Source organism: Rhizobacter sp. P2_G4, from assembly GCF_056403575.1.
The window spans coordinates 1,076,630-1,100,318 of record NZ_JBFUFG010000002.1 but is presented as its reverse complement, the minus strand read 5'-3'; the positions used below and the strand labels follow the sequence as shown (position 1 = coordinate 1,100,318).

The 23,689-nt window shown below is 66.6% G+C and carries 24 protein-coding genes; 18 read left to right on the top strand and 6 right to left on the bottom strand.

From position 1 onward, the window contains the following. Window positions 1–62: 62 nt before the first annotated feature. The 10 genes from AC1DYS_RS11480 (at window position 63) to acs (ending at window position 10,669) form a co-directional block, all read left to right on the top strand. Window positions 63–980, top strand: a complete 918-nt coding sequence (locus tag AC1DYS_RS11480; RefSeq protein WP_477899062.1) for a LysR substrate-binding domain-containing protein — start codon at window positions 63–65, stop codon at window positions 978–980. 179 nt (window positions 981–1,159) lie between these two features. Continuing rightward, the gene (locus tag AC1DYS_RS11475; RefSeq protein ID WP_477899060.1) at window positions 1,160–2,533 is read left to right on the top strand and encodes an SLC13 family permease; all 1,374 of its coding nucleotides are present in this window, start codon (window positions 1,160–1,162) and stop codon (window positions 2,531–2,533) included. A 43-nt stretch (window positions 2,534–2,576) separates the two neighbouring features. After that, window positions 2,577–4,259 carry a malonate decarboxylase subunit alpha gene (mdcA, locus tag AC1DYS_RS11470; protein WP_477899058.1) on the top strand — a complete coding sequence of 561 codons (1,683 nt, stop codon included), beginning with the start codon at window positions 2,577–2,579 and terminating at the stop codon, window positions 4,257–4,259. 15 nt (window positions 4,260–4,274) lie between these two features. Beyond that, the gene (mdcC, locus tag AC1DYS_RS11465) at window positions 4,275–4,607 is read left to right on the top strand and encodes a malonate decarboxylase acyl carrier protein (RefSeq protein WP_477899056.1); all 333 of its coding nucleotides are present in this window, start codon (window positions 4,275–4,277) and stop codon (window positions 4,605–4,607) included. Then, window positions 4,604–5,485: a biotin-independent malonate decarboxylase subunit beta gene (locus AC1DYS_RS11460; RefSeq protein WP_477899054.1), complete on the top strand. Its 882-nt coding sequence runs from the start codon at window positions 4,604–4,606 to the stop codon at window positions 5,483–5,485. The genes mdcC and AC1DYS_RS11460 overlap by 4 nt, the downstream gene beginning before the upstream one ends. A 12-nt stretch (window positions 5,486–5,497) precedes the next feature. Beyond that, window positions 5,498–6,199: a biotin-independent malonate decarboxylase subunit gamma gene (gene mdcE / locus AC1DYS_RS11455; RefSeq protein WP_477899052.1), complete on the top strand. Its 702-nt coding sequence runs from the start codon at window positions 5,498–5,500 to the stop codon at window positions 6,197–6,199. A gap of 10 nt (window positions 6,200–6,209) precedes the next feature. Next, a complete protein-coding gene (gene mdcG / locus AC1DYS_RS11450; protein ID WP_477899050.1) occupies window positions 6,210–6,893 on the top strand; it encodes a malonate decarboxylase holo-[acyl-carrier-protein] synthase in 684 nt (227 codons plus the stop codon). Next, window positions 6,890–7,753 (top strand): triphosphoribosyl-dephospho-CoA synthase MdcB, encoded by an 864-nt coding sequence (mdcB, locus tag AC1DYS_RS11445; RefSeq protein ID WP_477899048.1) that lies wholly within the window; start codon window positions 6,890–6,892, stop codon window positions 7,751–7,753. The genes mdcG and mdcB overlap by 4 nt, the downstream gene beginning before the upstream one ends. Beyond that, window positions 7,750–8,658, top strand: a complete 909-nt coding sequence (locus tag AC1DYS_RS11440; protein ID WP_477899046.1) for an acyltransferase domain-containing protein — start codon at window positions 7,750–7,752, stop codon at window positions 8,656–8,658. Before mdcB ends, AC1DYS_RS11440 begins: the two co-directional genes overlap by 4 nt. An 88-nt stretch (window positions 8,659–8,746) precedes the next feature. Continuing rightward, entirely contained in the window at window positions 8,747–10,669 is a 1,923-nt protein-coding gene (gene acs / locus AC1DYS_RS11435) for an acetate--CoA ligase (protein ID WP_477899622.1), read from the top strand. Between the two features lie 33 nt (window positions 10,670–10,702). On the opposite strand, the gene AC1DYS_RS11430 is transcribed toward acs, so the two are convergent. Genes AC1DYS_RS11430 through AC1DYS_RS11415 form a run of 4 tightly spaced genes read right to left on the bottom strand, consistent with a single transcriptional unit; the run spans window position 10,703 to window position 13,928 of the window. Then, complete coding sequence (locus AC1DYS_RS11430; protein ID WP_477899044.1) at window positions 10,703–11,686, bottom strand: hydroxyacid dehydrogenase; 984 nt, start codon at window positions 11,684–11,686, stop codon at window positions 10,703–10,705. 8 nt (window positions 11,687–11,694) lie between these two features. Next, window positions 11,695–12,501, bottom strand: coding sequence for a FadR/GntR family transcriptional regulator (locus AC1DYS_RS11425; protein ID WP_477899042.1), 807 nt, complete (start codon window positions 12,499–12,501; stop codon window positions 11,695–11,697). Then, on the bottom strand, window positions 12,488–13,006 hold the full coding sequence (locus AC1DYS_RS11420) for a VOC family protein (protein ID WP_477899040.1): 519 nt from the start codon (window positions 13,004–13,006) through the stop codon (window positions 12,488–12,490). Before AC1DYS_RS11420 ends, AC1DYS_RS11425 begins: the two co-directional genes overlap by 14 nt. 28 nt (window positions 13,007–13,034) lie before the next feature. Further along, entirely contained in the window at window positions 13,035–13,928 is an 894-nt protein-coding gene (locus AC1DYS_RS11415) for a sugar phosphate isomerase/epimerase family protein (RefSeq protein ID WP_477899038.1), read from the bottom strand. Between the two features lie 213 nt (window positions 13,929–14,141). Here AC1DYS_RS11415 and AC1DYS_RS11410 point away from each other — a divergent pair, with 213 nt between their 5' ends. The 6 genes from AC1DYS_RS11410 to AC1DYS_RS11385 all read left to right on the top strand — a co-directional run bounded on the left by AC1DYS_RS11410 (window position 14,142) and on the right by AC1DYS_RS11385 (window position 20,573). Next, on the top strand, window positions 14,142–15,197 hold the full coding sequence (locus AC1DYS_RS11410; protein ID WP_477899036.1) for a sugar phosphate isomerase/epimerase family protein: 1,056 nt from the start codon (window positions 14,142–14,144) through the stop codon (window positions 15,195–15,197). Window positions 15,198–15,209: 12 nt separating this feature from the next. Further along, complete coding sequence (locus AC1DYS_RS11405; protein ID WP_477899034.1) at window positions 15,210–16,430, top strand: Gfo/Idh/MocA family protein; 1,221 nt, start codon at window positions 15,210–15,212, stop codon at window positions 16,428–16,430. A gap of 128 nt (window positions 16,431–16,558) precedes the next feature. Beyond that, entirely contained in the window at window positions 16,559–18,040 is a 1,482-nt protein-coding gene (locus AC1DYS_RS11400) for a sugar ABC transporter ATP-binding protein (protein WP_477899032.1), read from the top strand. Next, window positions 18,021–19,046 carry an ABC transporter permease gene (locus AC1DYS_RS11395; RefSeq protein WP_477899030.1) on the top strand — a complete coding sequence of 342 codons (1,026 nt, stop codon included), beginning with the start codon at window positions 18,021–18,023 and terminating at the stop codon, window positions 19,044–19,046. The genes AC1DYS_RS11400 and AC1DYS_RS11395 overlap by 20 nt, the downstream gene beginning before the upstream one ends. A gap of 105 nt (window positions 19,047–19,151) precedes the next feature. Continuing rightward, window positions 19,152–20,114: an ABC transporter substrate-binding protein gene (locus tag AC1DYS_RS11390; RefSeq protein ID WP_477899028.1), complete on the top strand. Its 963-nt coding sequence runs from the start codon at window positions 19,152–19,154 to the stop codon at window positions 20,112–20,114. A 111-nt stretch (window positions 20,115–20,225) separates the two neighbouring features. Continuing rightward, window positions 20,226–20,573 carry a DUF2200 domain-containing protein gene (locus AC1DYS_RS11385; protein ID WP_477899026.1) on the top strand — a complete coding sequence of 116 codons (348 nt, stop codon included), beginning with the start codon at window positions 20,226–20,228 and terminating at the stop codon, window positions 20,571–20,573. A gap of 16 nt (window positions 20,574–20,589) precedes the next feature. On the opposite strand, the gene AC1DYS_RS11380 is transcribed toward AC1DYS_RS11385, so the two are convergent. Further along, window positions 20,590–21,465 carry an alpha/beta fold hydrolase gene (locus AC1DYS_RS11380; protein WP_477899024.1) on the bottom strand — a complete coding sequence of 292 codons (876 nt, stop codon included), beginning with the start codon at window positions 21,463–21,465 and terminating at the stop codon, window positions 20,590–20,592. 203 nt (window positions 21,466–21,668) lie between these two features. On the opposite strand from AC1DYS_RS11380, the gene AC1DYS_RS11375 reads away from it, so the two are divergent. Continuing rightward, on the top strand, window positions 21,669–22,601 hold the full coding sequence (locus AC1DYS_RS11375) for a hypothetical protein (RefSeq protein ID WP_477899022.1): 933 nt from the start codon (window positions 21,669–21,671) through the stop codon (window positions 22,599–22,601). 35 nt (window positions 22,602–22,636) lie between these two features. On the opposite strand, the gene AC1DYS_RS11370 is transcribed toward AC1DYS_RS11375, so the two are convergent. Then, entirely contained in the window at window positions 22,637–23,533 is an 897-nt protein-coding gene (locus AC1DYS_RS11370; protein WP_477899020.1) for an AraC family transcriptional regulator, read from the bottom strand. Between AC1DYS_RS11370 and AC1DYS_RS11365 the strand changes: the two genes are divergently transcribed. Then, window positions 23,505–23,654: a hypothetical protein gene (locus tag AC1DYS_RS11365; RefSeq protein WP_477899650.1), complete on the top strand. Its 150-nt coding sequence runs from the start codon at window positions 23,505–23,507 to the stop codon at window positions 23,652–23,654. The two genes, AC1DYS_RS11370 and AC1DYS_RS11365, sit on opposite strands and share 29 nt — an antisense overlap. Window positions 23,655–23,689 lie beyond the last annotated feature (35 nt).

The window sequence follows — 23,689 nt, the reverse complement described above, 5'->3', positions numbered from 1 at the left end:
TCGCCATGCCTAAGCCGAACTGCGCTTGGCATACGATCGAAGCCTGTTCACGGGACGTCACCATGTCAGTCCGCGTCGATGAAGAGATCACCTTTCGCAGGCTCGAAATCCTCCTGGCTTTCATGGAGGCCGGCAACCTCGTGCGTGCCGCCGACAAGCTGGGCATCAGCGCCGTCAGCGTGCATCGGGCATTGCACTCGCTGGAGACAGGGTTGCGCTGCAGCCTGTTCCGGCACGAAGGCCGCAACCTGCATCCCAACGACGCGGCCCATGCGTTGGCCGAGGTGGCGCGCGAGGTTTTGCGCACCATGTCCGAGGGCATCCGTTCCACACGCGAGGTGGCCGGCTATTCGGCCGACCGCATCCGCATCGGCTCGCTCTACTCGCTGACCCACCACACGGTGCCCACGCTCGTGATGGGCATGAAGCTGCGCAAGCCCGACATACAGACCGAACTCGTCCTCGGCTCCAACGCCGACCTGTTGCAGAAGCTGCGTGACAGTGCCGTCGACGCTGCGTTGATGGGCACGCCCGAGGGCGCCGCTGACATCGAATCGGAGCCGCTCTTCGAGGACGACATCTTCTTCGCTGCGCCCGTGGGCTCGCGCTACGCCGCGCTGGAGCAGATCGATCTGGCCGCGTGCGCCGAGGAGCGGTTCGTCACGCTGAGCGAAGGCTTCGTCACTTACAGCGGATTCGTCGATTCGTTTCGCATTGCTGGCTTCACACCCAACGTCGTGATGAAGACCGGCGACATCTTCTCGCTGATGAACCTGGTGAGCGGCGGCATCGGGTTCACGCTCCTGCCCGGTCGCGTGCGCAGCGTGATGCCGCAAACGATCCAGTTCATTCCCTTGCAACCCAAGTACCTGATGCGCCAGACCATCGGGCTCCACTTCCTGCGCACCCGCGAGCGCGACCCGAACCTCCTGGCGCTGCTGACGGTGTGCCGCCTCGCCCGCGCCGAGCTCGGCGGCTGAGCCCCAGGGCCTGCTCACACAGCGAGGGCGAGGTCGAGGGTTAACCCTCGATCGTTTCAGCTGGCGTAAAGGTCGACGCCGTTGCTTCATTGATCGTCCCGGGCGGGGTGCGTAACTTTGGCACCCAGACGAACGGCGCCTTGCGTGCCGTCCCATAAAAACCCGCCGGAGACAGATCGATGAGTGCTCACTGGATTTCCATCTACATGCTGATCGGCATGTTCGTGCTGGCCACCGTACTGCCGATCAACATGGGCGTGATTGCCTTCGTTGGCGCATTCCTGGTCGGCACGCTGGCGGCTGGCATGAACGCCAAGGCCATCATGGGCGGCTTCCCGGCTGACCTGTTCCTCACGCTGGTCGGCATCACCTACCTGTTTGCGCTGGCGCAGAACAACGGCACGATCGACTGGCTTGTCAAGTTGGCGGTGCGCGGGGTGCGCGGGCGCATTGCCGCCATCCCGTGGATCATGTTCTTCATCGCCGCACTGCTCACCGCCGTGGGTGCGGTCAGCCCGGCTGCCGTGGCCATCATTGCGCCGATCGCGCTGGGCTTTGCCGCCAAGTACGGAATCAACCCCTTGCTGATGGGCCTGATGGTCGTGCACGGCGCACAGGGCGGCGGCTTCTCCCCGATCAGCATCTACGGCGGCATCACCAACAAGATCGTCGCCAAGGCGGGCCTGCCACTGAGCGAGATGACGACCATGCTGGCCAGCCTGGGGGTCAATCTGTCGGTGTCCTTGCTGCTGTTCTTCATGTTGGGCGGCATGAAGCTGCTGAGGCAGAAGGCCGACGTCACCGGTGCCATGCCGGCTGTGCGGCGCGTGGCGCACGGCCAGGGCGGAGCGCAGGTCTACGGCGACGCCGAGGGTGAGTCGTTCGGCGAGGAGCGACTCACCGCCGGGCACAACAGCGATTCGCTGATGCGGTCGCAGCCGTCGGGCACGATCGGCAAAGGCACAAGCCTCTATCAATACGCGACCGTGGCGGGGCTGCTCGCCCTCGCGGTGCTCACGCTCTTCTTCAAGCAGGACATCGGCTTCGTCTCGATCACGATCGGCCTGCTGCTCACGCTGATGGCGCCCAACCTGCAGAAACGCGCACTGGGCCAGGTGTCGTGGCCCGAGATCATGCTCATCGTCGGCGTCAGCACCTATGTGGGCGTGATGGAGAAGATGGGCACGATCGACTTCGTCGGGCACAGCGTGGCGGGGCTCACCTCGCCGATGATGGCTGCGCTGCTGCTGTGTTTCGTCGGCGCGGTGGTGTCTGCATTCGCATCGTCGACCGCCGTGCTGGGGTCGCTCATCCCCCTGGGCGTGCCCTTCCTCCAGGGCGAGGCAGGTGTCAGTGCCATCGGCTTCATCGCGGCCATGGCGGTGTCATCGACCATCGTCGACGTGAGCCCCTTCTCCACGAACGGTGCACTGGTTCTCGCCAACGCCAAGGGCATCGACCGCGACGTGTTCTTCCGGCAGCTGATGGTGTACGGCGCGATCGTGACACTGGTGGCACCGATCGTGGTGTGGCTGCTCTTCGTGGTGCTGTGAGGCGGCACCGCATCAACCGAATCCTTGAACCCGACGGCAATCCATGAACACAAGAGACTGGAACTCCAAGGCCGATGACCGCGCTGCGCGGCTGGCGCGCGCGGCCGATGCGCTGGGTGCGCGGCTCGCCGGCAAGGTGGTGGATGCGCAAGCCATTGGCAGCCTGCTCGAAGGGGTGATCGCACCCGGTGACCGCGTCTGCCTCGAAGGCAACAACCAGAAGCAGGCCGACTTCCTGGCCAAGGCCTTGGTGCAGGTCGACCCGAATCGGGTTCACCACCTGCACATGGTGCAGTCGGTGCTGGCGCTGCCCGAGCACCTTGACGTCTTCGAGAACGGCATTGCGTCGCGGCTCGATTTCAGCTTCTCGGGGCCGCAGGGCGCGCGCCTGGCCAAGCTGGTGTCGGGCGGGCGCATCGAGATCGGTGCGATCCACACCTACCTCGAACTTTTCGCGCGCTACTTCGTCGACCTCACGCCCAAGGTGGCGTTGGTCGCGGCGCAGGCCGCCGATGCAGAAGGCAACCTCTACACCGGCCCCAACACCGAAGACACGCCGGCCATCGTCGAGGCCACGGCCTTCTCTGGCGGCATTGTGATCGCGCAGGTCAACGAGATGGTCGACGGCGAGACGACCACGCTGCCGCGCATCGACATTCCGGCCGATTGGGTCAGCTTCGTCGTGAAGGCGCCGCGCCCTAACGTCATCGAACCGCTCTTCACGCGCGACCCAGCGCAGATCAGCGAGATTCAGGTGCTGATGGCGATGATGGCCATCAAGGGCATCTACGGCGAGTACGGCGTGCAGCGCTTGAACCATGGCATCGGCTTCGACACCGCAGCCATCGAGTTGCTGCTGCCGACTTACGCCGAATCGCTGGGCCTCAAGGGCAAGATCGGCAAGCACTGGGCCCTGAACCCGCACCCTGCGCTGATCCCAGCCATAGAGGCGGGCTGGGTCGAATCGGTGCACTCCTTCGGTTCCGAGCTGGGCATGGAAGACTACATCCGCGCCCGCTCCGACGTCTTCTTCACCGGACCCGACGGCAGCCTGCGCAGCAACCGCGCCTTCTGCCAGGCGGCCGGCCACTACGCCTGCGACATGTTCATCGGCTCGACGCTGCAGGTCGACCTCGACGGCAACAGCTCGACCGCCACGCTCGGCCGCATCTCCGGCTTCGGCGGCGCGCCGAACATGGGCGCCGATGCACGCGGCCGCCGCCACTCCAGCCCTGCGTGGCTGAAGGCCGGGCGCGAGGCGCGTGCCGGCCGCACWGGCGCAGCCGGCACGCCGCGGGGGCAGAAGCTGGTGGTGCAGATGGTCGAGACCTTTCGCGAGCACATGCAGCCGGCCTTCGTCGACCGGCTCGACGCCTGGACGCTGCAGGAGCAATCGGGCATGGAGCTGCCGCCGATCATGATCTACGGCGACGACGTGTCGCACATCCTCACCGAAGAAGGCATCGCCAACCTGCTCATGTGCCGCAGTGATGCCGAGCGCGAGCAGGCCATCCGTGGCGTGGCCGGCTACACGGCCGTGGGCCTGGCACGAGACAAACGCGCGGTCGAGAACCTGCGCGACCGTGGCGTGATCCGTCGGCCACAGGATCTCGGCATCGACCCCCGCCTGGCCACGCGCAACCTGCTGGCGGCACGCAGCATGCGCGACCTGGTGAATGCCTCCGGCGGGCTGTACCAACCCCCAAAACGTTTCAGAAACTGGTAGCGGGAGATTTCAACCATGAGCGACGTTCCAGCAGGGCTTGAAACCCTCAACTTCTCCTTCACCGGCGGGCAGCCGGTGGGCGGCTTCGCACCCGTGTTGGTCGGCGTGGTCGGCTCGGGCAACCTCGAGGTGATGCTCGAGGCCGATGCGAGCACGGATTGCGTGGTACGCGTCGAGACATCGGCGCGTGGCTTCGGTGCGATCTGGCAGGCCGTGATGAGCGACTTCCATGCGCGCCACCCGCTGGCCGGAGTGCGCATTTCCATCAACGACATGGGCGCCACGCCCGCGGTCGTGAGCCTGCGGCTCGACCAGGCCGTGGCCGAGATCGCCGGAGCCACACCATGATCAGCTTTGCCGAATGCTCGGCCCGCGAGCGGCTCGCGTTGCTGCTGGACGCGGGCTCGTTTCACGAATGGTTGCCGCCGAGCGAGCGGGTCACGAGCCCTCACCTTGCGCAGCTGGGCGTGCCCAGTGCATTCGACGACGGCGTGGCCATTGGCCGCGCCACGCTCGATGGCCACACCGTGTTCGTCGCTGCGCAAGAGGGCGAGTTCATGGGCGGAGGCGTCGGCGAGGTGCACGGCGCCAAGCTGGTCGGCCTGCTGCAGCGTGCGCTGCGCGATCGGCCCACTGCCGTGCTGCTGCTGGCCGAATCGGGCGGCGTGCGCCTGCACGAGGCCAACGCGGGGCTGATCGCAGTGTCTGAAGTGATGCGCGCCGTGCTCGACGTGCGCGCGGCCGGCATCCCGGTCATCGTGCTGATCGGCGGAGCCAACGGATGCTTCGGCGGCATGGGCATCGTCGCGCGTTGCGCGGACCACATCGTGATGAGCGACATGGGGCGGCTGGCGATGTCGGGGCCCGAAGTGATCGAGGCCTCGCACGGCGTCGACGAGTTCGACTCGCGTGACCGCGCGCTGGTCTGGCGCACCACCGGCGGCAAGCACCGCTGGCTGACGGGCGATTGCGACGCGTTGGTCGCAGACGACGTTGCCGCGTTTCGTGCGGCCGCCATTGCAGCACTCGGCGCCTCGAAACCGCTGACCCTGGCCGCATTGGACGAAGAGCATGCCTTGCTCTTCGCGCGCCTGCATGCCCTGCCCGCCGAAACCGCCGGCCAAGACGAGGCCACGCTGCTATGGAGCGCACTGGGCGTCACCGACGCGCAGCGCGTGCCCGAGCTGGGTGTCGACGCCGTGCGCGCCTTGCGCACGATCAACTGAGGAGCATCTGAAATGCAGTGGAACGCTCTTGTCACCCAGCTCTTCGGCCCCTTCCACGGCATGCGTGAGGCGGGCGACTTTCTTCGCGGCGAAGTGATGTTCGAAGGCCAGCCGATCACCGTGATCGGCAGCACGAACCATGCGCCGATCGGCATCGAGCTCGCGCTCGCACAGGCGCGCGTGGTCCTCGACACCGTGGCGCAACACCCAGGCCGGCCCATCCTGCTGTTGATCGACACGCAGGGGCAGCAGCTGCGCCGGCGTGACGAGTTGCTCGGCATCAACCGCGCGATGGCACACCTCGGTGCCAGCATCGACCTGGCGCGACGCCAGGGCCATCGCGTGATCGGGCTGGTGTACGACCAGGCCTTGTCGGGCGGCTTCATCACCTCGGGGCTGATCGCCGACGCCTGCTACGCGTTGCCGGAAGCAGAGATCCGCGTCATGCGCATCCCGGCGATGGCGCGCGTGACCAAGCTGCCTGAAGACAGGCTCACGGCGCTGTCGCAATCCAACCCGGTGTTTGCGCCCGGCGTGCAGAACTACGTGGCGATGGGGGGTGTGCGTTCGTTGTGGGACGGTGATCTGCAAGCCGCTCTGCGCGAAGCGTTGAGCCAGACATCGACCGAAGACCGGCGCGCGCAAGACGGCGCCGAACGAGGCGGCCGCAAGCTCGCAGCGGCCGTCGTTCAACGCGTGCTGGATGCTGCCTGAGCACGGTGCCATGACGTCACTGCGTCGACACCAGCTTGCGCGGCTCTCCGAAGCCGGCTGGGCCACCATCCTGGCCCGGCCCTGGGATCGGCAAGCGCGCGAATGCCTGGCCCATTGGGCGAAGCAGGGGCTGCCGCTGGTCGTGACGACCCAGCCTCTCGATGTGGCTTCGAGTGGATCGGTTGCCCTCGGCTTGCCCGCGCCGGCGCGCTGGGACCGGCGTCGCCTGGCCTTGCAGGTGCCGCGCGCGGCGCTGCGTCGCGTTGACGAATTTCCGCGCCTTGCCGAGGTGCGCGACCTGTTGCCGCCGCTGGTGCGATACCGGGCACGCAGGCTGATGGCCGAGCTTGACGCATGCGATGCGACAGCGCGCGTATTCGGCAGCTATGGCTGGCAGGCGATCAGTGATCTCGACTACTTGCGGCCGGAGTCGGACCTCGACCTGTCAGTCACCGTCAACGGCGCGACGCATGCGGACGTCGTGGTGCAGGCCCTGCAGTCGTTCGACGCAGCCCGGCCCCGGCTGGACGGAGAGCTGCTCTTCAACGACGGCGCAGCGGTGGCTTGGCGCGAATGGATCGACTGGCGCGCAGGCCGCGCGCATGCTGTGCTGGTGAAGCGCTTGCACGGCGTGGCCTTGCATCGCGACACCGTCTGGTGTGAGCGAGCCGAGCGGGCGGAGCCGTCCGCATGAACACTTCGGCCTTGCGCGCTCAAGCCGGCTCAGGGCTCACGCCCGAGGGCATCGGGCGCGCCGCCACGCTGGCGCTGTGGGACGAACTGTCCCTGTCGCCCAAGCCCGGCCTGGTGACCTTGGTCGACTGCGGCAGCCACGACGACATGGACGCGCACACCTTCATGCGCAGCCTGTTCTCGCTGCGCCACTACTTCGCCCAGATCGCCGAAGCAGGCTTCGCCGGCGTTGAGTTCGCGGTACTGGAGCGCCTGGGCATCGATGCAGAGGCCCGCATGCTCGCCGCCACCGGCGGGGTCAATACCCATCGGGGAGCGATCTTCATGCTGGGCCTGCTGTGCGCGTCGGCGGGTGTGGTCGCGCGTGAGCACGGTGGCGTGGAGCACCCGGCCCAACTGCGCGAGGCCTTGCGCCGCCGCTGGGGCGATGTGCTCGCCCGCCGCAGCCAACGCACGCCCACCCTGCCGGGTGGCATCGCAGCACGCCGCCACGGGCTGCGCAGCGCGTCCGAAGAGGCGGCGCAAGGCTTCCCGGTGCTGTTTGAGGCAGCCGTGCCCGCGCTCGCGTCGGCGCTCGCCCGCGGCCTGACAGCCCAGCAGGCGCGGCTCGACACCTTGTTCCACATCATGGCCGTGCTCGATGACAGCAACCTCGCGCACCGTGGCGGCCTGGCCGGCTTGCGTTATGCCCAGCAGCGTGCGCGGCAGTTTCTCGAAGCAGGCGGCGCGGCACGCCCCGATGGGCTTCGAGAGGCACACGCCATTGCGCAGGACTTCGTCGCGCAGCGCCTGTCCCCCGGCGGTGCTGCAGACACGCTCTCGGCAGCCTGCTGGATCACGCGCATCTGCGCGAGCGCATGAGCTTCGCCCTGCTCTTCTCCGGCCAAGGCACGCAGCACGCCGACATGCTGCCGTGGCTGGCGGATGACGCCATCGTGCGCAACACCTGTGCGCGTCTCGGCGTTGAGGACTGGCGCGCCTCGCTGGCCGACCCAGGCTGGGCGCAGCGCAACCAGAACGCGCAGACGCTGCTGACCGGGCTCGCCTTGGCGGCCTGGAATCAACTGGCCGCCAGAGTCGCGTCTCCTGCGGCGGTGGCCGGCTACAGCGTGGGGGAACTGGCGGCATTCAGCGCCGCAGGCGTGATCGATGCCGATGCGGCGGCTGCCCTTGCAGCGGTGCGAGCCGAGGCCATGGATCGGTGTGCGGTGCACGCGCCTGGCGGCCTGCTGGCCATCAGCGGCCTGGCCGAGGCGCGGGTCGAACAGTTGCTGCTCGAAACCGGCGTGGCATTGGCCATCCGCAACGGCATCGAAAGCGTGATCGTCGGCGGCCCGCATGCTGGGCTGGACCGAGCCGAGCGCATCGCCTCGCTGCAAGGTGCGCAGTGCACACGCCTTCGCATCGATGTCGCGTCACACACGCCGTGGATGCGCGAGGCGGCAGCGAGCTTCTCGCAGGCGTTGGCGAATGTCGCCTTCCATGCGCCGCAGAGCGTGCTGTTCAGCAACGTGCGCGATCGCATCAAGGACGCAGCAGCTGCACGCGTTGCGCTGGCGGCCCAGATCGACAGCACCGTTCACTGGGACGAATGCATGGAAAACATCGCCGCCAGACAAGTGGCCTGCGTGCTGGAGGTCGGCCCCGGCCAGGCACTGGCGCGCATGTGGAACCAGCGCTACCCCGCCATTCCGGCCCGCGCGTGCGATGACTTCCGCAGCGCGGCGGCGATTGCGGCGTGGCTGAACAGCCAGTCGAACCCTTGAACCCGAACAGGAGACGGTCGTGAATCACACCAGAGCAGACACCCAAGCAGCCACCCCAGCAGAAAGCCGCGTGATTGCACCCACGAACATGCAGGGCGCGCATGTGGCCGGCATGGCCGCCTACGACAAACTGGTGGCCGAGGCCGAAGCAGACCCCATTGGCTACTGGTCGCGGCTCGCGCGCGAATTCCTGAACTGGAAGACGCCGTTCACCCGCGGTCTCGACGACAGCCAGGCGCCGTTCTACAAGTGGTTCGAAGATGGCACGCTCAATGTCTCGTACAACTGCCTCGACGCCCAGGTCGAGCGCGGCCTGGGCGAGAAGACCGCGATCCTCTTCGAAGCCGACGACGGGTTGGTGACGCGGGTCAGCTACCGCGACCTGCTGGCGCGCACCTGTCGCCTGGCCAATGCGCTGAAGGCGCGTGGCGTTCAGCGCGGCGATCGCGTCGTCATCTACATGTCGATGAGCATCGAGGGTGTGGTCGCCATGCAGGCCTGTGCGCGCATCGGGGCGATCCATTCCGTGGTCTTCGGCGGCTTCTCGGCGCAGAGCGTGCGCGACCGCATCGAGGGCGCGGGTGCTGTGATGGTGATCACCGCCGACCAGCAGGTGCGTGGGGGCAAGAAGTTGCCGCTGAAAGCCATCGTCGACGAGGCCATCTCCATGGGCGGCTGCGAATCGGTGAGAGACGTGATCGTCTACCGCCGCACCGGCGGAGACATCGCCTGGCAGCCCGCGCTGGACCGGTGGATGCACGAAGAGATGCAGGCCCAGGCGGAAGTCTGTGAACCCGAATGGGTGGGTGCCGAGCACCCGCTGTTCATCCTCTACACCTCGGGCTCGACGGGCAAGCCTAAGGGCGTGCAGCATTCCAGCGGTGGCTACCTGCTGCACGCCGCACTGACCACGAAGTGGACCTTCGACCTGAAGCCGGACGATGTGTTCTGGTGCACTGCCGACATCGGCTGGGTCACCGGCCACACCTACATCGCCTATGGCCCGCTCGCGCTGGGCGCGACGCAAGTGGTGTTCGAGGGCGTGCCGACCTACCCCGACGCGGGCCGCTTCTGGAAGATGATCCAGGACCACCAGGTCAGCGTGTTCTACACCGCGCCCACGGCGATCCGCTCGCTGATCAAGGCAGCCGAGGCCGATGCCGCGGTGCACCCGAAGCGCTACGACCTCTCGAGCCTGCGCATCCTGGGTTCTGTCGGCGAGCCCATCAACCCTGCCGCCTGGGAGTGGTACCACCAGCACATCGGCGGCGGCCGCTGCCCGATCGTCGACACCTTCTGGCAGACGGAGACCGGCGGCCACATGATCACGCCGCTGCCCGGAGCCACACCGCTGGTGCCCGGCTCCTGCACGCTGCCGTTCCCCGGCATCACCGCAGCCATCGTCGACGAAGCCGGCAACGACGTGCCGCACGGCCAAGGCGGCATCCTCGTGATCAAGCGCCCCTGGCCAAGCATGATTCGCACGATCTGGGGCGACCCAGAGCGCTTCAAGAGCAGCTACTTCCCGCCGGAGCTCAAGGGCTACTACGTGGCCGGCGATGGTGCCATCCGCGACCCGCGGACCGGCTACTTCACCATCACGGGCCGCATCGACGACGTGCTCAACGTGTCCGGCCACCGCATGGGCACGATGGAGATCGAATCAGCGCTGGTCTCCAAGACCGATCTCGTGGCAGAAGCTGCCGTGGTTGGCCGCCCCGACGAGACCACGGGTGAAGCGATCTGCGCCTTCGTCGTGCTGAAACGGCCCCGCCCCACCGGTGAAGAAGCGAAGAGGATCGCCAACGAGTTGCGCAACTGGGTCGCCACACAGATCGGCCCGATCGCCAAACCCAAGGACATCCGATTCGGCGACAACCTGCCGAAGACACGCAGCGGCAAGATCATGCGCAGGCTGCTGCGTTCGATTGCGAAGGGCGAGGCCATCACACAGGACACCTCGACGCTGGAGAACCCGGCCATCCTGGAGCAGCTCGCGCAGAAGAACTGAGCATCACTCGGCTGGCAAGCTGGTGCAGCGAGATCAGATGTGCTGCGCCTGCGTGCGAGCGGTGAACGCCGGCAGTGCCTGCCGGTTCACACAGGTCGGCGGGCATTCGCCGCGCAGCAAGTGCTCCACCGCCTCGACCGCGCCCAGGCCCATGGCGCGCATGCTGTCGTCGGTGACGCCAGCCGCGTGCGGCGTCACCAGCACCTGCGGCATCTGCCAGAACGGATGGTCGGCACGCAGTGGCTGCGTATCGAACACGTCGAGCGCGGCACCGGCCAGGTGACCGCGCTGCAGAGCATCGAGCAACGCAGCTTCATCGACCACCGGCCCGCGCGCCACGTTGACAAGCCAGCTGCCGCGCCGCATGCGGGCGAGCTGTACGGCACCGATCAGGCCACGCGTCTGCGGCGTGAGCGGGCACGCGAGCACGACCACGTCGCTTTGCGCCATCAACTCGTCGAGCGTTGCCGCTGTCGCGTGAGCGCTCTCGCGCAAGGGTGATTGGGTGTGTGCCAGCACGCGCATGCCCAGCCCCAGGTGGGCCAGCCGTGCAACCGCCTGGCCCACGTGGCCGAAACCGACCACGCCCAGGGTGCGGCCGCGAAGCTCGACGCCGCTTTCAGCCGCGGCACGCGCAGCAACCCAGCCCTGCTCTCGCAGCACGGCCGAGACCTGTTGCGTCTGGCGGGCCAGCGACAGCATGCTGCGCAGCACGTGCTCAGCCACCGCATTGGCGTTCACGCCAGGCACGTTGGCCACCAGCACGCCACGCGCAGTGGCTGCGTCGATCGGGATCATGTCCACGCCTGCCCCGTGGCGCACAGCGCCGATGAGCGTCGGCACCGCATCGAAGATGTCGTCGGGCAGCTGCGAGCGCACCATCACCACCGCACAGCCTCGCGCGGCGCTGCGCAAGGTGTCGGCGTTGGCCTCGGGCGCCACGACGAGATCGGCCGAGCGCGCCAGCCGGGCGTGTGCTTCGGGGTGGATCGCGTTCGTCAGCAGAACGCGTGGCAAGGCGGCACTCACCGGCGCGACGTGGCTGGTGCGGCGGCGCGCTTCGGCTTGACTGGACTTGCCTTGCCGTTCGCGGCGGCCGCGCGGCTGGCGGGCTTGGCAGCCGCCACGGTGTCGGCCTCGAGCCCCTGTCCTTCGGAGAAGAACATGCGGAAATAAGCGTCCACGCCCTTGAGGTGGCGGCGCAAGACCTGCAGCCCGGCCTCAGCGTCTTGCTGCTCGATGGCGCGGTACAGCTGCTGATGCTGCGCGTGGGAGCGTTTGCTCTGCATCGGCGTGTCGAAGTAGATCTCGCGGCGCTGGCGCGACATCCGGTAGAACACGTTGATGAAGCGCAGCAGCACGTCGTTCTTGGTCGCCGCGACGATGGCCTTGTGAAACTCGGCATCGAGGTCGGCGAGGCTGTCGCCGCGTTTGATGATGGCTTCGCTCTCGGCCAGCAGCGCCTGCAACCGATCCAGGTCGTCTTGCGTGCGGCGCATGCAGGCCAAGCGCAAGGCCTCGCTCTCGAGCACGCTGCGCAGCTCGACCGACTGCGCCACCTCGGCGGCCGACAGCGGGGTGTTGGTCTCGGCGAACAACACCATCGCCTCGATGCTGCGCTCGGCGCCGTAGGGCTGCAGGTAGATGCCCGACTTGGGCCGGCACTCGATGATGCGCAGCGTGTCGAGCCGGATCAGCCCTTCGCGCAAGGCGCTGCGGCTCATGTTGAACTCCACCGCCAAGTCGCGCTCGGAGGGCAACTTGTCGCCGGGCTTGAAGCCGCGCTCGCGGATCATGTGCAGCAGCTTGGCAGTCTGTTCAAGACCTTCCATGGTCGCCCCTGGGTGTGTTGGAGAACTGCCGGTACGCCGCCGGCTGAAACCAGCGCTCGCGTGGCCGGTAAAGGCGTTCGGGCGCGATGACAGGCACCGGCTCGCGCTCGGCTGCCGAGTGGAAGGTGAGCTCCAGTTGCACGCCGTTCGGGTCGTAGATGAAGAGCTGCCACAGGGGCGTACGGGGCACCAGGTTCTCGCGGTATGGCAGCCCGAAGCGCTCGAACTGCGCACGGAATGCGCTGTAGCCGCCGCAGACGATGGACAGGTGGTCGATGGCGCCCGAGCCCGTTTGCACCGAGCCGTCGGCCTCTTGCGCGGCATGGCCGGCGTAGAGGTGGATGGTGGCTTCGGCGCCCGCTTGCGCGGGTGCGAGCCACGCACCGGGAAAGTCGAACGGCGGGCGTGTCACCTGCACCATGCCCAGCACCTCGGTGTAGAAGCGCACGCTGGCGTCGAGATCGGCGGTGCGCAGGCCGGTGTGAAAGAGTTTGCCGAAGAGCATGGAACGGTGACTCCTGTTTGACTCAGGTTCAGCTGCGGGCGACCAGCGGGCGCAGCACGTCCATCGAGCGCCCGAAGAGCGAGCTGTAGAACTCGTCGGACAGCAGGTTGGAGCCGTGGTCGATGATGAACTGCCGCTGCTGCGGCGAGATGTTCACCGGCCGTGTCTCGACCTGCGGGCCGTAGGGGTTGGCCGGCGTGCGGTCGACGGTGGCCACGAACTCGAGCGACAGCGCACCGTCATAGCCTACGCTGCGCAGCGTCTCGACGATGGCGCCGAAATCAAGGTGGCCCATGCCCAAGGCGAAGCGGTTGCTGTCGGCCAGGTGCACGTCGTGGATGCGGCCCTTGGCGTGGCGAAAGGCCGCGTGCAGGTCCGCCTCTTCGATGTTCATGTGGAAGACATCGAGGCACACGCCGCAGTTCGGGCCCACTGCGTCGGCCAGCGCCAGGGCCTGGTCCCCGCGGTTGATGAGGTAGGTCTCGAAGCGGTTGAGCGGCTCGATGGCGATGCGCACGCCGGAGCGCTCGGCATGGTCGTAGACCTCTTTCACGCCGTCGACCAGCCACTTCCATTCTTCTTCGGGCGAGCCGTCGGCCACCACCTTGCCCACGGTCACCGGCACCAGCGAGACGATCTCGCCGTCGAGCTCCTTCGCCATCGTGACCACGCGCTTCATGTAGTCGACGGTCGCCTCGCGCTGCGCGGCATCGCGCGCGGCGAGGTTGCGTTCGCCCAGCGTCAAAGTCACGGCGCCCCAGCAGCGCAAACCGTATTCCTTGAGCAAGGCGCGCACCTCGCGGGTGTCGTACTGCTCGGGTTCGCCGGCAATCTCGAGGGAGTCGATTCCGTGGGCGTGCATGCGCTCGAGGGTTCGTCGAATGGGTTCGGCACGCATCCAGTTGTGGGCGGCGATGTGCATGGTCTTCTCCTTCGGTCTTCGGCGGGCGCTGCAACGCCACCCCGAGTGAAGGAGAACTGTACCGGGCCGCGTCTCACGGCACCGATCGGCTCCAGCTTAGGAGCGGGATGGGTCGAAGTCAACTGGTCTGACCAGATTGACAGCCGCTTTTTGCGGCGCGATCATTTGGCGCAGTGCCGATTGACGGCATGACCGGAAACCGAGGAGACACGCATGAAAACCATCAAGGGCCCCGCCATCTTCCTGGCGCAGTTCGCGGGCGACGAAGCGCCTTTCAACTCACTCGACACCATTGCCGCATGGGCCGCCGGCCTCGGCTACAAGGGCGTTCAGATGCCCAGCTGGGACGGCCGCCTCTTCGACCTTAAAAAGGCCGCCGAAAGCAAAACCTATTGCGAAGAAGTGAAGGGGACTTTGGCCCGGCATGGGTTGGAGATCACCGAACTGTCGACCCACTTGCAAGGCCAGCTGGTGGCAGTGCACCCCGCTTATGACGACGGCTTCGACGGCTTTGCCGCACCCGAGGTGCGTGGCAACCCGGCCAAGCGACAGCAGTGGGCGGTACAGCAGATGCTGTACGCCGCCAAGGCCTCCGAAAATCTCGGCCTCACGGCGCACGCCACTTTCTCGGGCGCGCTGGCCTGGCCGTATCTCTATTCGTGGCCACCACGGCCTGCTGGTTTGATCGAGAGCGCGTTCGACGAGCTCGCCAAGCGCTGGCGGCCCATCCTCGATGCCTTCGACGCGAGCGGAGTCGACGTCTGCTACGAGATCCACCCCGGCGAAGACCTGCACGACGGCGTCACCTACGAGATGTTTCTCGACCGCGTGAACCAGCACAAGCGCGCCTGCCTGCTGTACGACCCGAGCCACTTCGTGCTGCAGCAGCTCAACTACCTCGACTACATCGACATCTACCACGAGCGAATCAAGATCTTCCACGTGAAGGATGCCGAGTTCAACCCGACCGGCCGCCAGGGCGTGTACGGCGGATTCCAGTCGTGGGTGAACCGCGCGGGGCGCTTCCGCTCGCTGGGCGACGGGCAAGTGAACTTCCCGGCCATCTTCTCCAAGATGGCAGCGTACGACTTCCCTGGCTGGGCGGTGCTCGAATGGGAGTGCTGCCTCAAGCACCCGGAAGACGGCGCACGCGAAGGTGCCGCCTTCATCGCGGAGCACATCATCCGCGTGGCCGACCGGGCCTTCGACGACTTTGCGGCCAGCGGTGTCGACTTGGCCAAAAACAAGAAGATCCTGGGCCTGGCTTGAGGGGGCGAGCAGATGACCATCGAAGCTTCTCGCGCACACAGCGCGACGCCGCGGCGCATCCGCCTCGGCATGGTGGGTGGTGGCCAGGGCGCGTTCATCGGCGGCGTGCACCGCATGGCCGCGCGGCTGGACGACCGTTATGAACTGGTTGCAGGCGCGCTCTCGTCGCAGGCCGAGCGCGCCAAGGCGAGTGCTGCCGAGCTGCACCTCTCGCCCGAGCGCAGCTATGCCGACTACCGCGAGATGGCCACGCGCGAAGCGGCACGCGAAGACCGCATCGATGTGGTGGCCATCGTCACGCCCAACCATCTGCATGCACCGATCGCCCACGCGTTTCTCGACGCCGGCATCGACGTCATCTGCGACAAGCCCATGACCACCACGCTGGCCGAGGCGCTGTACCTGGTGCAGCGCGTGAAGCGCAGCGGCCGGCTGTTCGCGCTAACGCACAACTACAGTGGCTATCCGATGGTGCGGCAGGCGCGCGAGATGGTGCAGGCCGGCGAGCTGGGCGAGATCCGGCTGGTGCAAGCCGAGTACCCGCAAGACTGGCTGAGCACCGGGCTCGAGTTCACCGGACAGAAGCAGGCCGCTTGGCGCGTCGACCCGAACCAGGCCGGCGCGGGCGGCTCGCTGGGCGACATCGGCTCGCACGCCGAACACCTGGGCCGCTTCATCTCGGGCCTGACCGTCAAGGCCGTGAGCGCTGACCTGCACACCTTTGTGGAAGGCCGCCGCCTCGACGACAACGCTCACGTGATGCTGCGCTACACCAACGGTGCGCGCGGCCTGTTGTGGAGCAGCCAGGTGGCGCCGGGCAACGAGAACGCGCTGCGCGTGCGCGTGTACGGCACCAAGGCTGGGCTCGACTTCTGCCAGGAGCAGCCCAACCACCTGTGGTTCACGCCGCTCGGCCAGCAGCCGCGCCTCATCACCCGCGCCGGCAACGGCAGCGGCGAGGCAGCGCAGTACGCCACGCGCACGCCTTCGGGCCACCCCGAGGGCTACATCGAAGGCTTTGCGCAGCTCTACCGCGACATTGCCGAGCAGATCCACGCCCGCTGGCAAGGCCGCGCGCCCGACCCGCGCGCGTGCTCGGTGCCCGGCGTCGAAGACGGCGCGCTGGGCATGAAATTCATCGAGGCGGCAGTCGAGTCGAGCCGTGCCGACGGGCGCTGGGTGGATGCGCAACTGCCCCCCGCAGCCGCCACTGTGATGGCGCCGCACTGCTGAAAACCCTCCGTCGACACGCACCGCCGGGCTGGTAGATTTCCATCTGGTCAGACCAGATGGCAACAAGCGTTTTCTCTGTCAACTTCCCTCTCGCCAGCCACGTTCTCTCACCAACCACCGCTCCACACATGAGCCTCCACGTCCGCTTCGCCGACATCACCAAGGACTTCGGTCCGGTGCGCGTGCTGCATGGCGTCAGCTTCGAGCTGCAGCCCGGCCGCGTGTACGGCCTGCTGGGCGAGAACGGTGCGGGCAAGTCGACGCTGATGAAGATCCTGTCGGGCTACGAGGCCGCGAGCGGCGGTGAGTTCTTCATCGATGGCCAGCCCTGCCGCTTTGCCGGCTCGCGCGATGCCGAGACCGCGGGCGTGGTGCTGATCCACCAGGAGTTCAACCTCGCCGACGACCTGACGATTGCGCAGAACATCTTTCTCGGCCGCGAACTGCGCCGCGGCTGGTGGCTCGACGATGCAACGATGCGCGAGGCCGCGCGGCAGGTGCTAGCGCAGGTGGGCCTGCAGGTCGACCCGGCCAAGCGCGTCGGCGAACTCATCGTGGCCGAGAAGCAGCTGGTCGAGATTGCCAAAGCGCTCGCACGGCAGGCGCGGCTCTTGGTGATGGACGAGCCCACCGCCACGCTCACGCCCACCGAGACGCAACGGCTGTTCGCGTTGATCGAGCAGCTCAAGGCCTCGGGCGTGACCATCCTCTACATCTCGCACAAGCTCGACGAGGTGGAGCGCATCACCGACGAAGTGCTGGTGATGCGCGATGGCCGCCTGGTCGCGCGCGAGCCTACGCCGGGCCTGTCGCGCCAGCGCATGGCCAACCTGATGGTGGGCCGCGAGCTGTCCGACATGTTCCCGCCGCAGCACCCTGCCCCGCCCGGCGAGCCGTTGCTGCGCGTGCAAGGCCTCACCGTGCCGGGCTGGGCTCGCGAGGTGAGCTTCGAGGTGCGCCCGGGTGAGATCCTCGGCTTCGCCGGCCTGGTGGGCGCGGGCCGCACGGAGCTGTTCGAAGGCTTGCTCGGGCTGCGCCCCGTGAGCGCTGGCGAGGTGACGATGCTCGGGCGGCCGGTGCGCTTTCGCAACCCGCGTGAAGCGGCTCGCCACGGCCTCACCTACCTGAGCGAAGACCGCAAGGGCAAGGGCCTGCACGTCGCCTTTCCGCTCTACCAGAATCTGACGCTGATGGACCTGTCGCGCCACGCGCGGCCGCTGCTCGACGCCGCCTCGGAGCAGACCGCGCTGAAGAAAGCCGTGGCCGACTTCGGCATCCGCGGCAATCCGCAGAGCCGCGCCTCGTCGCTGTCGGGCGGCAACCAGCAGAAACTCGCGATCGCCAAGGTGCTGCAACCCGACCCGCGCGTGGTGGTGCTCGACGAGCCCACCCGCGGCGTCGACGTGGGGGCAAAGCGCGAGATCTATTTCCTGATCCAGCGGCTCGCCGACGAGGGCCGCGCCGTGATCGTGATCTCGTCCGAGCTGATGGAACTGATCGGCCTGTGCCACCGCGTCGCGGTGATGCGCGCCGGCGCACTGCAGGCCACGCTGGCCTCGGACCACCTGACCGAAGAGGAACTCATCGCCCATGCCACCGGCACCCACTGACACGAGCGCGGCCGTGGCCGCGCGCGCACCGACCCCAGGGACCGGGTGGTTGCGCCGCGGCCGTCTGCAAGGCATGGGGCCGGTGCTGGGGCTGGTGCTGCTGTGCATCGCCGGCACACTGCTCAACAGCGATTTCGCGACGCTCGACAACGCGATGAACCTGCTCACCCGCACGGCCTTCATCGGCATCATCGCGGTGGGCATGTGCTTCGTCATCATCTCCGGCGGCATCGATTTGTCGGTGGGCTCCATGGCCGCGCTGATCGCCGGCTCGGTGATCCTGCTGATGAACGCCGTGGCCGGCACCGTGGGCTCGCCGGTGCTCGTGGTCGTTCTCGGCATGGGCTTCGCTGCGCTGCTGGGCGCGCTGTTCGGTCTGGCCCATGGGCTGCTCGTCACCAAGGGCCGCATCGAGCCTTTCATCGTGACGCTAGGCACCTTGGGCATCTTTCGCGCGTACCTCACCTACTTCTCCAACGGCGGCGCGATCACGCTCGACAACGCGCTGTCGGACGTCTACAGCCCGGTGTACTACGCCAGCCTCCTGGGCGTGCCGGTGCCGGTGTGGGTCTTTGCAGTGGTGGCGCTGGTGGGCGGGTTGATCCTCAATCGCACCGCCTACGGCCGCTACGTGCAGGCGATCGGCTCGAACGAACAGGTGGCGCGCTATGCAGCGGTCGACGTGGACCGGATCAAGGTGATCACATACGTGCTGCTCGGGGTGTGCGTGGGCATTGCGACCTTGCTGTACGTGCCGCGCTTGGGGTCGGCGTCACCGACCACCGGCTTGCTGTGGGAGTTGGAGGCGATTGCGGCGGTGATCGTCGGAGGCACGGCGCTCAAGGGCGGCGCCGGCAGCATCACGGGCACGGTGATCGGCGCCGTGCTGCTCTCGGTCATCAGCAACATCCTCAACCTCACCAGCATCATCAGCGTGTACCTGAACGCCGCCGTGCAGGGCTTCGTGATCATCACCGTGGCATTCATGCAGCGCACGCGACGCTGACGTTTTCATCCGCTTCGAAGCCTCTGCCTCGAAGCGATTTCGTTCCGCAACCTCCTGTCGGGAAGCGGCTTTCCAGACCTCAGACTCAACACGAGGAGACATGCAATGAACAACAGAAGATTCGCAATCCGCACTGCCATCGCACTGGCCGCACTGGTGGCCGGTGGTGCCGCCCTAGCCCAAAACAAGGTCACGATGGGTGTGTCCATCCCGGCGGCCACGCACGGCTGGACCGGTGGCGTTGTCTATTGGGCCAACCGCACCAAGGGTGAGCTGGAGAAGCAGTACCCCGGCATGACGGTGATCGTTAAGACCGCGTCGTCGGCCACCGAGCAGGCCAATCAGGTGCAAGACCTGCAGACCGCCAACAAGATCGACACGCTGGTGATCCTTCCGTTCGAATCAGCCCCGCTGACGAAGCCGGTCGCACAGGTCAAGAGCAAGGGCGTGTTCGTGACGGTGGTCGATCGCGGCCTCACCGACACCAGCGCGCAAAGCGCCTACGTCGCCGGCGACAACCCCGGCTTCGGCAAGGTGGCGGGCGAATACATCGGCAAGGCACTCGGCGGCAAGGGCAACGTGGTCATCCTGCGCGGCATCCCGACCGTCATCGACAACCAGCGTGTCGATGCGTTCAATGCCGCCCTCAAGGCCTCGTACCCCGACATCAAGGTGCTGGATGCCAAGCACGGCAACTGGAACCGCGACGACGCCTTCAAGGTGATGCAGGACTACCTCACGCGCTTCAAGCAGATCGATGCCGTGTGGGCCTCTGACGACGACATGGCCGTCGGCGTGCAGAAGGCCATCGAGCAGGCCAAGCGCAGCGACGTGAAGCTGGTGCTGGGTGGCGCAGGCTCGAAGGACTACATCAAGAAGGTGATGGACGGCGACAAGATCGTCACCGCTGACGTGACTTACTCACCCAGCATGATTGCCGATGCGATGAAGCTCACCGCCGAAGCACGAGTCAAGGGCACGCCGATGCCCGCCACGACCATCATCCCCTCGGTGCTGATCACGAAGGAAAACGCCGCCAAGTACTACGAGCCGGCTTCTCCGTTCTGATCTTTCTGGGCTGATCTTTCTGTGAGCAATGCGGGGCGGGCGTCGGGAGACGCTGCGCCCCGCCTCAGTTCAGCGAATCCGCTGAAGGTCGCGAGGACAGGAGAAGTGGTGATGCAGCATCGGATTTTTTCGATGGCATTTGCAAAGATTCATGCGCTGTACGTTCAGAAGGCTGAACGCAAAGGCCGCACGAGAGACGAAGTCAATCAGATCATTGGCTGGTTGACGGGCTACGACCCAGCCGCGCTACAACGGCAGATCGAACTGGGCACCGACTTTCAGACCTTCTTTGACCAAGCGCCCGCCATCCATCCGAACAGCTCCCTCATCAAAGGCTTGGTTTGCGGCGTTCGCGTGGAAGAAGTCGAAGACCCGCTCATGCAGAAGATTCGCTATCTGGACAAGCTGATCGACGAGCTGGCGAAAGGAAAGTCCATGGAAAAGATCTTGCGGCAGTAGCAGATCGGTTTCGGCTTTAGGAGGCCGACGCGTGGACACGACCGAGGAAGTCACGGACAAGCGCCACCACCTCGTCGAGGTGCGTCTCCAGCAACCAGTGGCCGCCGGTGAGCAGGTGCAACTCCGCTTCGGGCAGGTCGCGCAGATAGGCGCGGGCTGACTGCTCAGGCATGTAGTCGTCCTGCGGTCCCCAGACAATCAGTGAGGGCGGGCGGTGCTCGCTGAGGTACTTGCGATGTTGCGGGAACCAGGCCCGGTTTTCCCTCAGGCCGGCGATCAGGTTGATGGCGATCTCCTGCCGTTTCGGCGTCATCAGTGACCAGTGCAGCTTCCACAGGTCGGGGGGAATGTGCTCCGAGAGCTCTGGTCCGACCGCGTTCAGGAACTCCTCCTTGAAAGTCTCTTCACGGATCGATTCAGCCAGCTTCGAGTGCATCTCGGCGGCCGGGAGCGTCCAGGTCTTCTCGATCTCCGCGTACTTCGGCCCCAGCGCATCCTCATAGGGGATGTCACCGTTCTGGATGATGAGCGCCACGACGCGCTCGGGCGCCCGGATCGCGAGCCGCGCACCGATGGGAGAACCGAAGTCGTGCAGGTAGAGGGCGAAGCGGCTCAGGCCGAGTTCGCGCACGAAGTCATCGAGAAACGCGGAGTAGCCATCGAAGCTGTATTCGAAGTCTTCGGGCGTTCCGCTGTACCCGGCGCCCGGGTAGTCCGGTGCGATCAAACGCCAGCGATCCGCCAGGCGCGGCATGAAGTTGCGGAACTCGTAGGACGAACACGGATACCCATGCAGAAGCAGCACGACGGGTGCGCCTTCCGGCCCAGCTTCGCGATAGAACGTATCCACATTGCCGATCGTGACGCGCCGGTGCCGCACGCGTGTATCCATGAGCCATCTCCTGCTTCACTCCTCGAACGGCGACCGTATCGCATGGAGCCCAGACGAGTTCGCGAGCTCCTCACGAGAACCCAGGGGCGATAGGGTTTTGGCCCGCGATGCGGGCTCGGCGGTTCCGGTCGGCTTGAGCGCAGAACATCAGGTGAGTCGCTAGACTGGTCCTCGATGCACTCTGCGAGCACTCGACCCACCCGATGCCAGAAAAATCCGAACACCCCGGCCCCCCTGCTGCCGGCCCCTCCTCTGTGAGCGCATCGCCACAGGGGCGTGCGCTCGACATTGCCGCACTGGGCCTCGATGCACGCGATCGTGCCGTGCTGGTCTCGATGACGCGCATTCTCGACGGCCAGGCCGGCCTGCGCCTGCGCTGGGTGGAAGACGCCAACGCCTGCACCACACTTTTCGTGCCGCACGACTGGTCGCAGTACGTCTCGCCACCGCGGGTGCTGGTGCGGCTCACGCCACGCGGCGCGACGCCGGCCGACTCACCGCGCGGCCTGTCGGTGGCCTCGCCGCTGCGCGTCGGCGAGATGACCGATGCGCTCGAAGCCGCCGCAGCGCTGTACGAGCTGGCGCGCGGCGCTGTGCAGCGCGAGCATGCCCGCATGGCGCTGCACGCATTGCACGACCTGCTGGTCGGTGCCCTGCTCGCCGGCGAGCGTCGACGCACGCTGTTCGGCGTGGGTGACGGGCACTGCATGGTCGTCGACTTCCGCACGGGTGAGATCACGAGCTCGCTGCCGCAGGCCGAGCTGCTGGCGCGGCCGCTGCAGTTGGCCGACCCGCAGCGCGCACCCGACGCCATGTCGTGGCCGAGCACGACCCACACCTTGCGGCTGTCGACCTTGCTGTGGGGCCTGACGCACGCCCTCATCGACCAGGGTGTCTCGCCCCGCACCATCAATGGCCGCTACCAGCTCACACGTCCGCCCGAGCCTGCGGCCCTCACGCGCCCGAGCACACCGGGGCTGGTGGCCGCCTGGACCCAGCGCGCCATGGGCGTTGGCGAAGCGGCCGCGGCGGGTCGGCTTTCGGCCTTCGAAGTCCTGTGGTTCCTGAGCACGGCGTTGGCCCTGGGTATCGCCGTGCCGGCTAGCGAGTCACAGGCGGGCATGACGCAAGCCTGAGCGGGAGAGGTCGAGACCAGGATCGCTGAATGCGACTACAACGAGACGTCGAACTGCCGGCGGAAGTCGCCTGGCGTGCATCCTTCGATGCTGCGAAAGAACTTGGTGAAGTTGGTCGCCTCGTCGAATCCGAGCCGCTGCGCGATGGCTGAAATCGGCATCTCCGTGTGCACGAGCAGGCGCTTGGCTTCCAGCGCAAGGCGCGTTGCGATGAAGGCCTTCGCACCGACACCAGCCACCGCACTGCAGATGCGAGTGAGAGTCTTCTCGGAGCATCCCATGGCATGTGCGTAGCGTGAAACGTGATGCCACTGATGCACATTCGCGTCCAGAAGCCGTTTGAAAAGACGAAAGCGCTCCGGCGCGTCGGACGATGTTCCGGCGAACGGCTGTTGCTCGGCGTGAAAGATGTGCAGCCGCGTCACAAGCGTTGCCACTTCACTCTGGAGCAGCCAGTTCAGCAGCGGTTGCCGGGCGTCGAGCGCGCACTCCTCCTCCAGCCGCGCGAGCGTGTCGGCCAAGAACCGACCCGTCGACCGGTCGAGGCGCAGATGGCCAGGAAGCGCATCGACCAGTTCAGGCATCTGAAGGCGTTCCTCGTCTTGCGAAGCCTGCAGCAGCTCGGGTCGGAACAGCAGGAGGTTTGCATCCCAACGGCTTCCCGGGCCGAAGCGGTGAACCTGTCCGGGCCGGATGGTCAGCAGCGATCCGGCGCCACATTCGATGTGACTGAAGTCCACCACGGCGCGGCATATACCGCGTCTGACGTGCACGAACATGTGAAAGTCATAGCGGTGGTAACGCTGCAGATGGGCTCGGGGCACCCTTCGTCTCAGATTCGACATCGAGAAGACCTCGAGATCCAGCGCGCTCTCGGCCGAGGGCCGATATTGGACCTGTTCGATGTCGATGGATCTCGTTCCGCGCGGCATCGATCCATTGTCCGATATTGACCATTCGGCAACCGACTTTGATCGTGTCGAACACGCCGGCAACTCGAACAATATGGCAACGCGGGAACCGGGCGGCCACCATGCCCGGGTCTCGTCCTGATAGACAGTCCGAGGTGACCGATGCAAACCACAAAC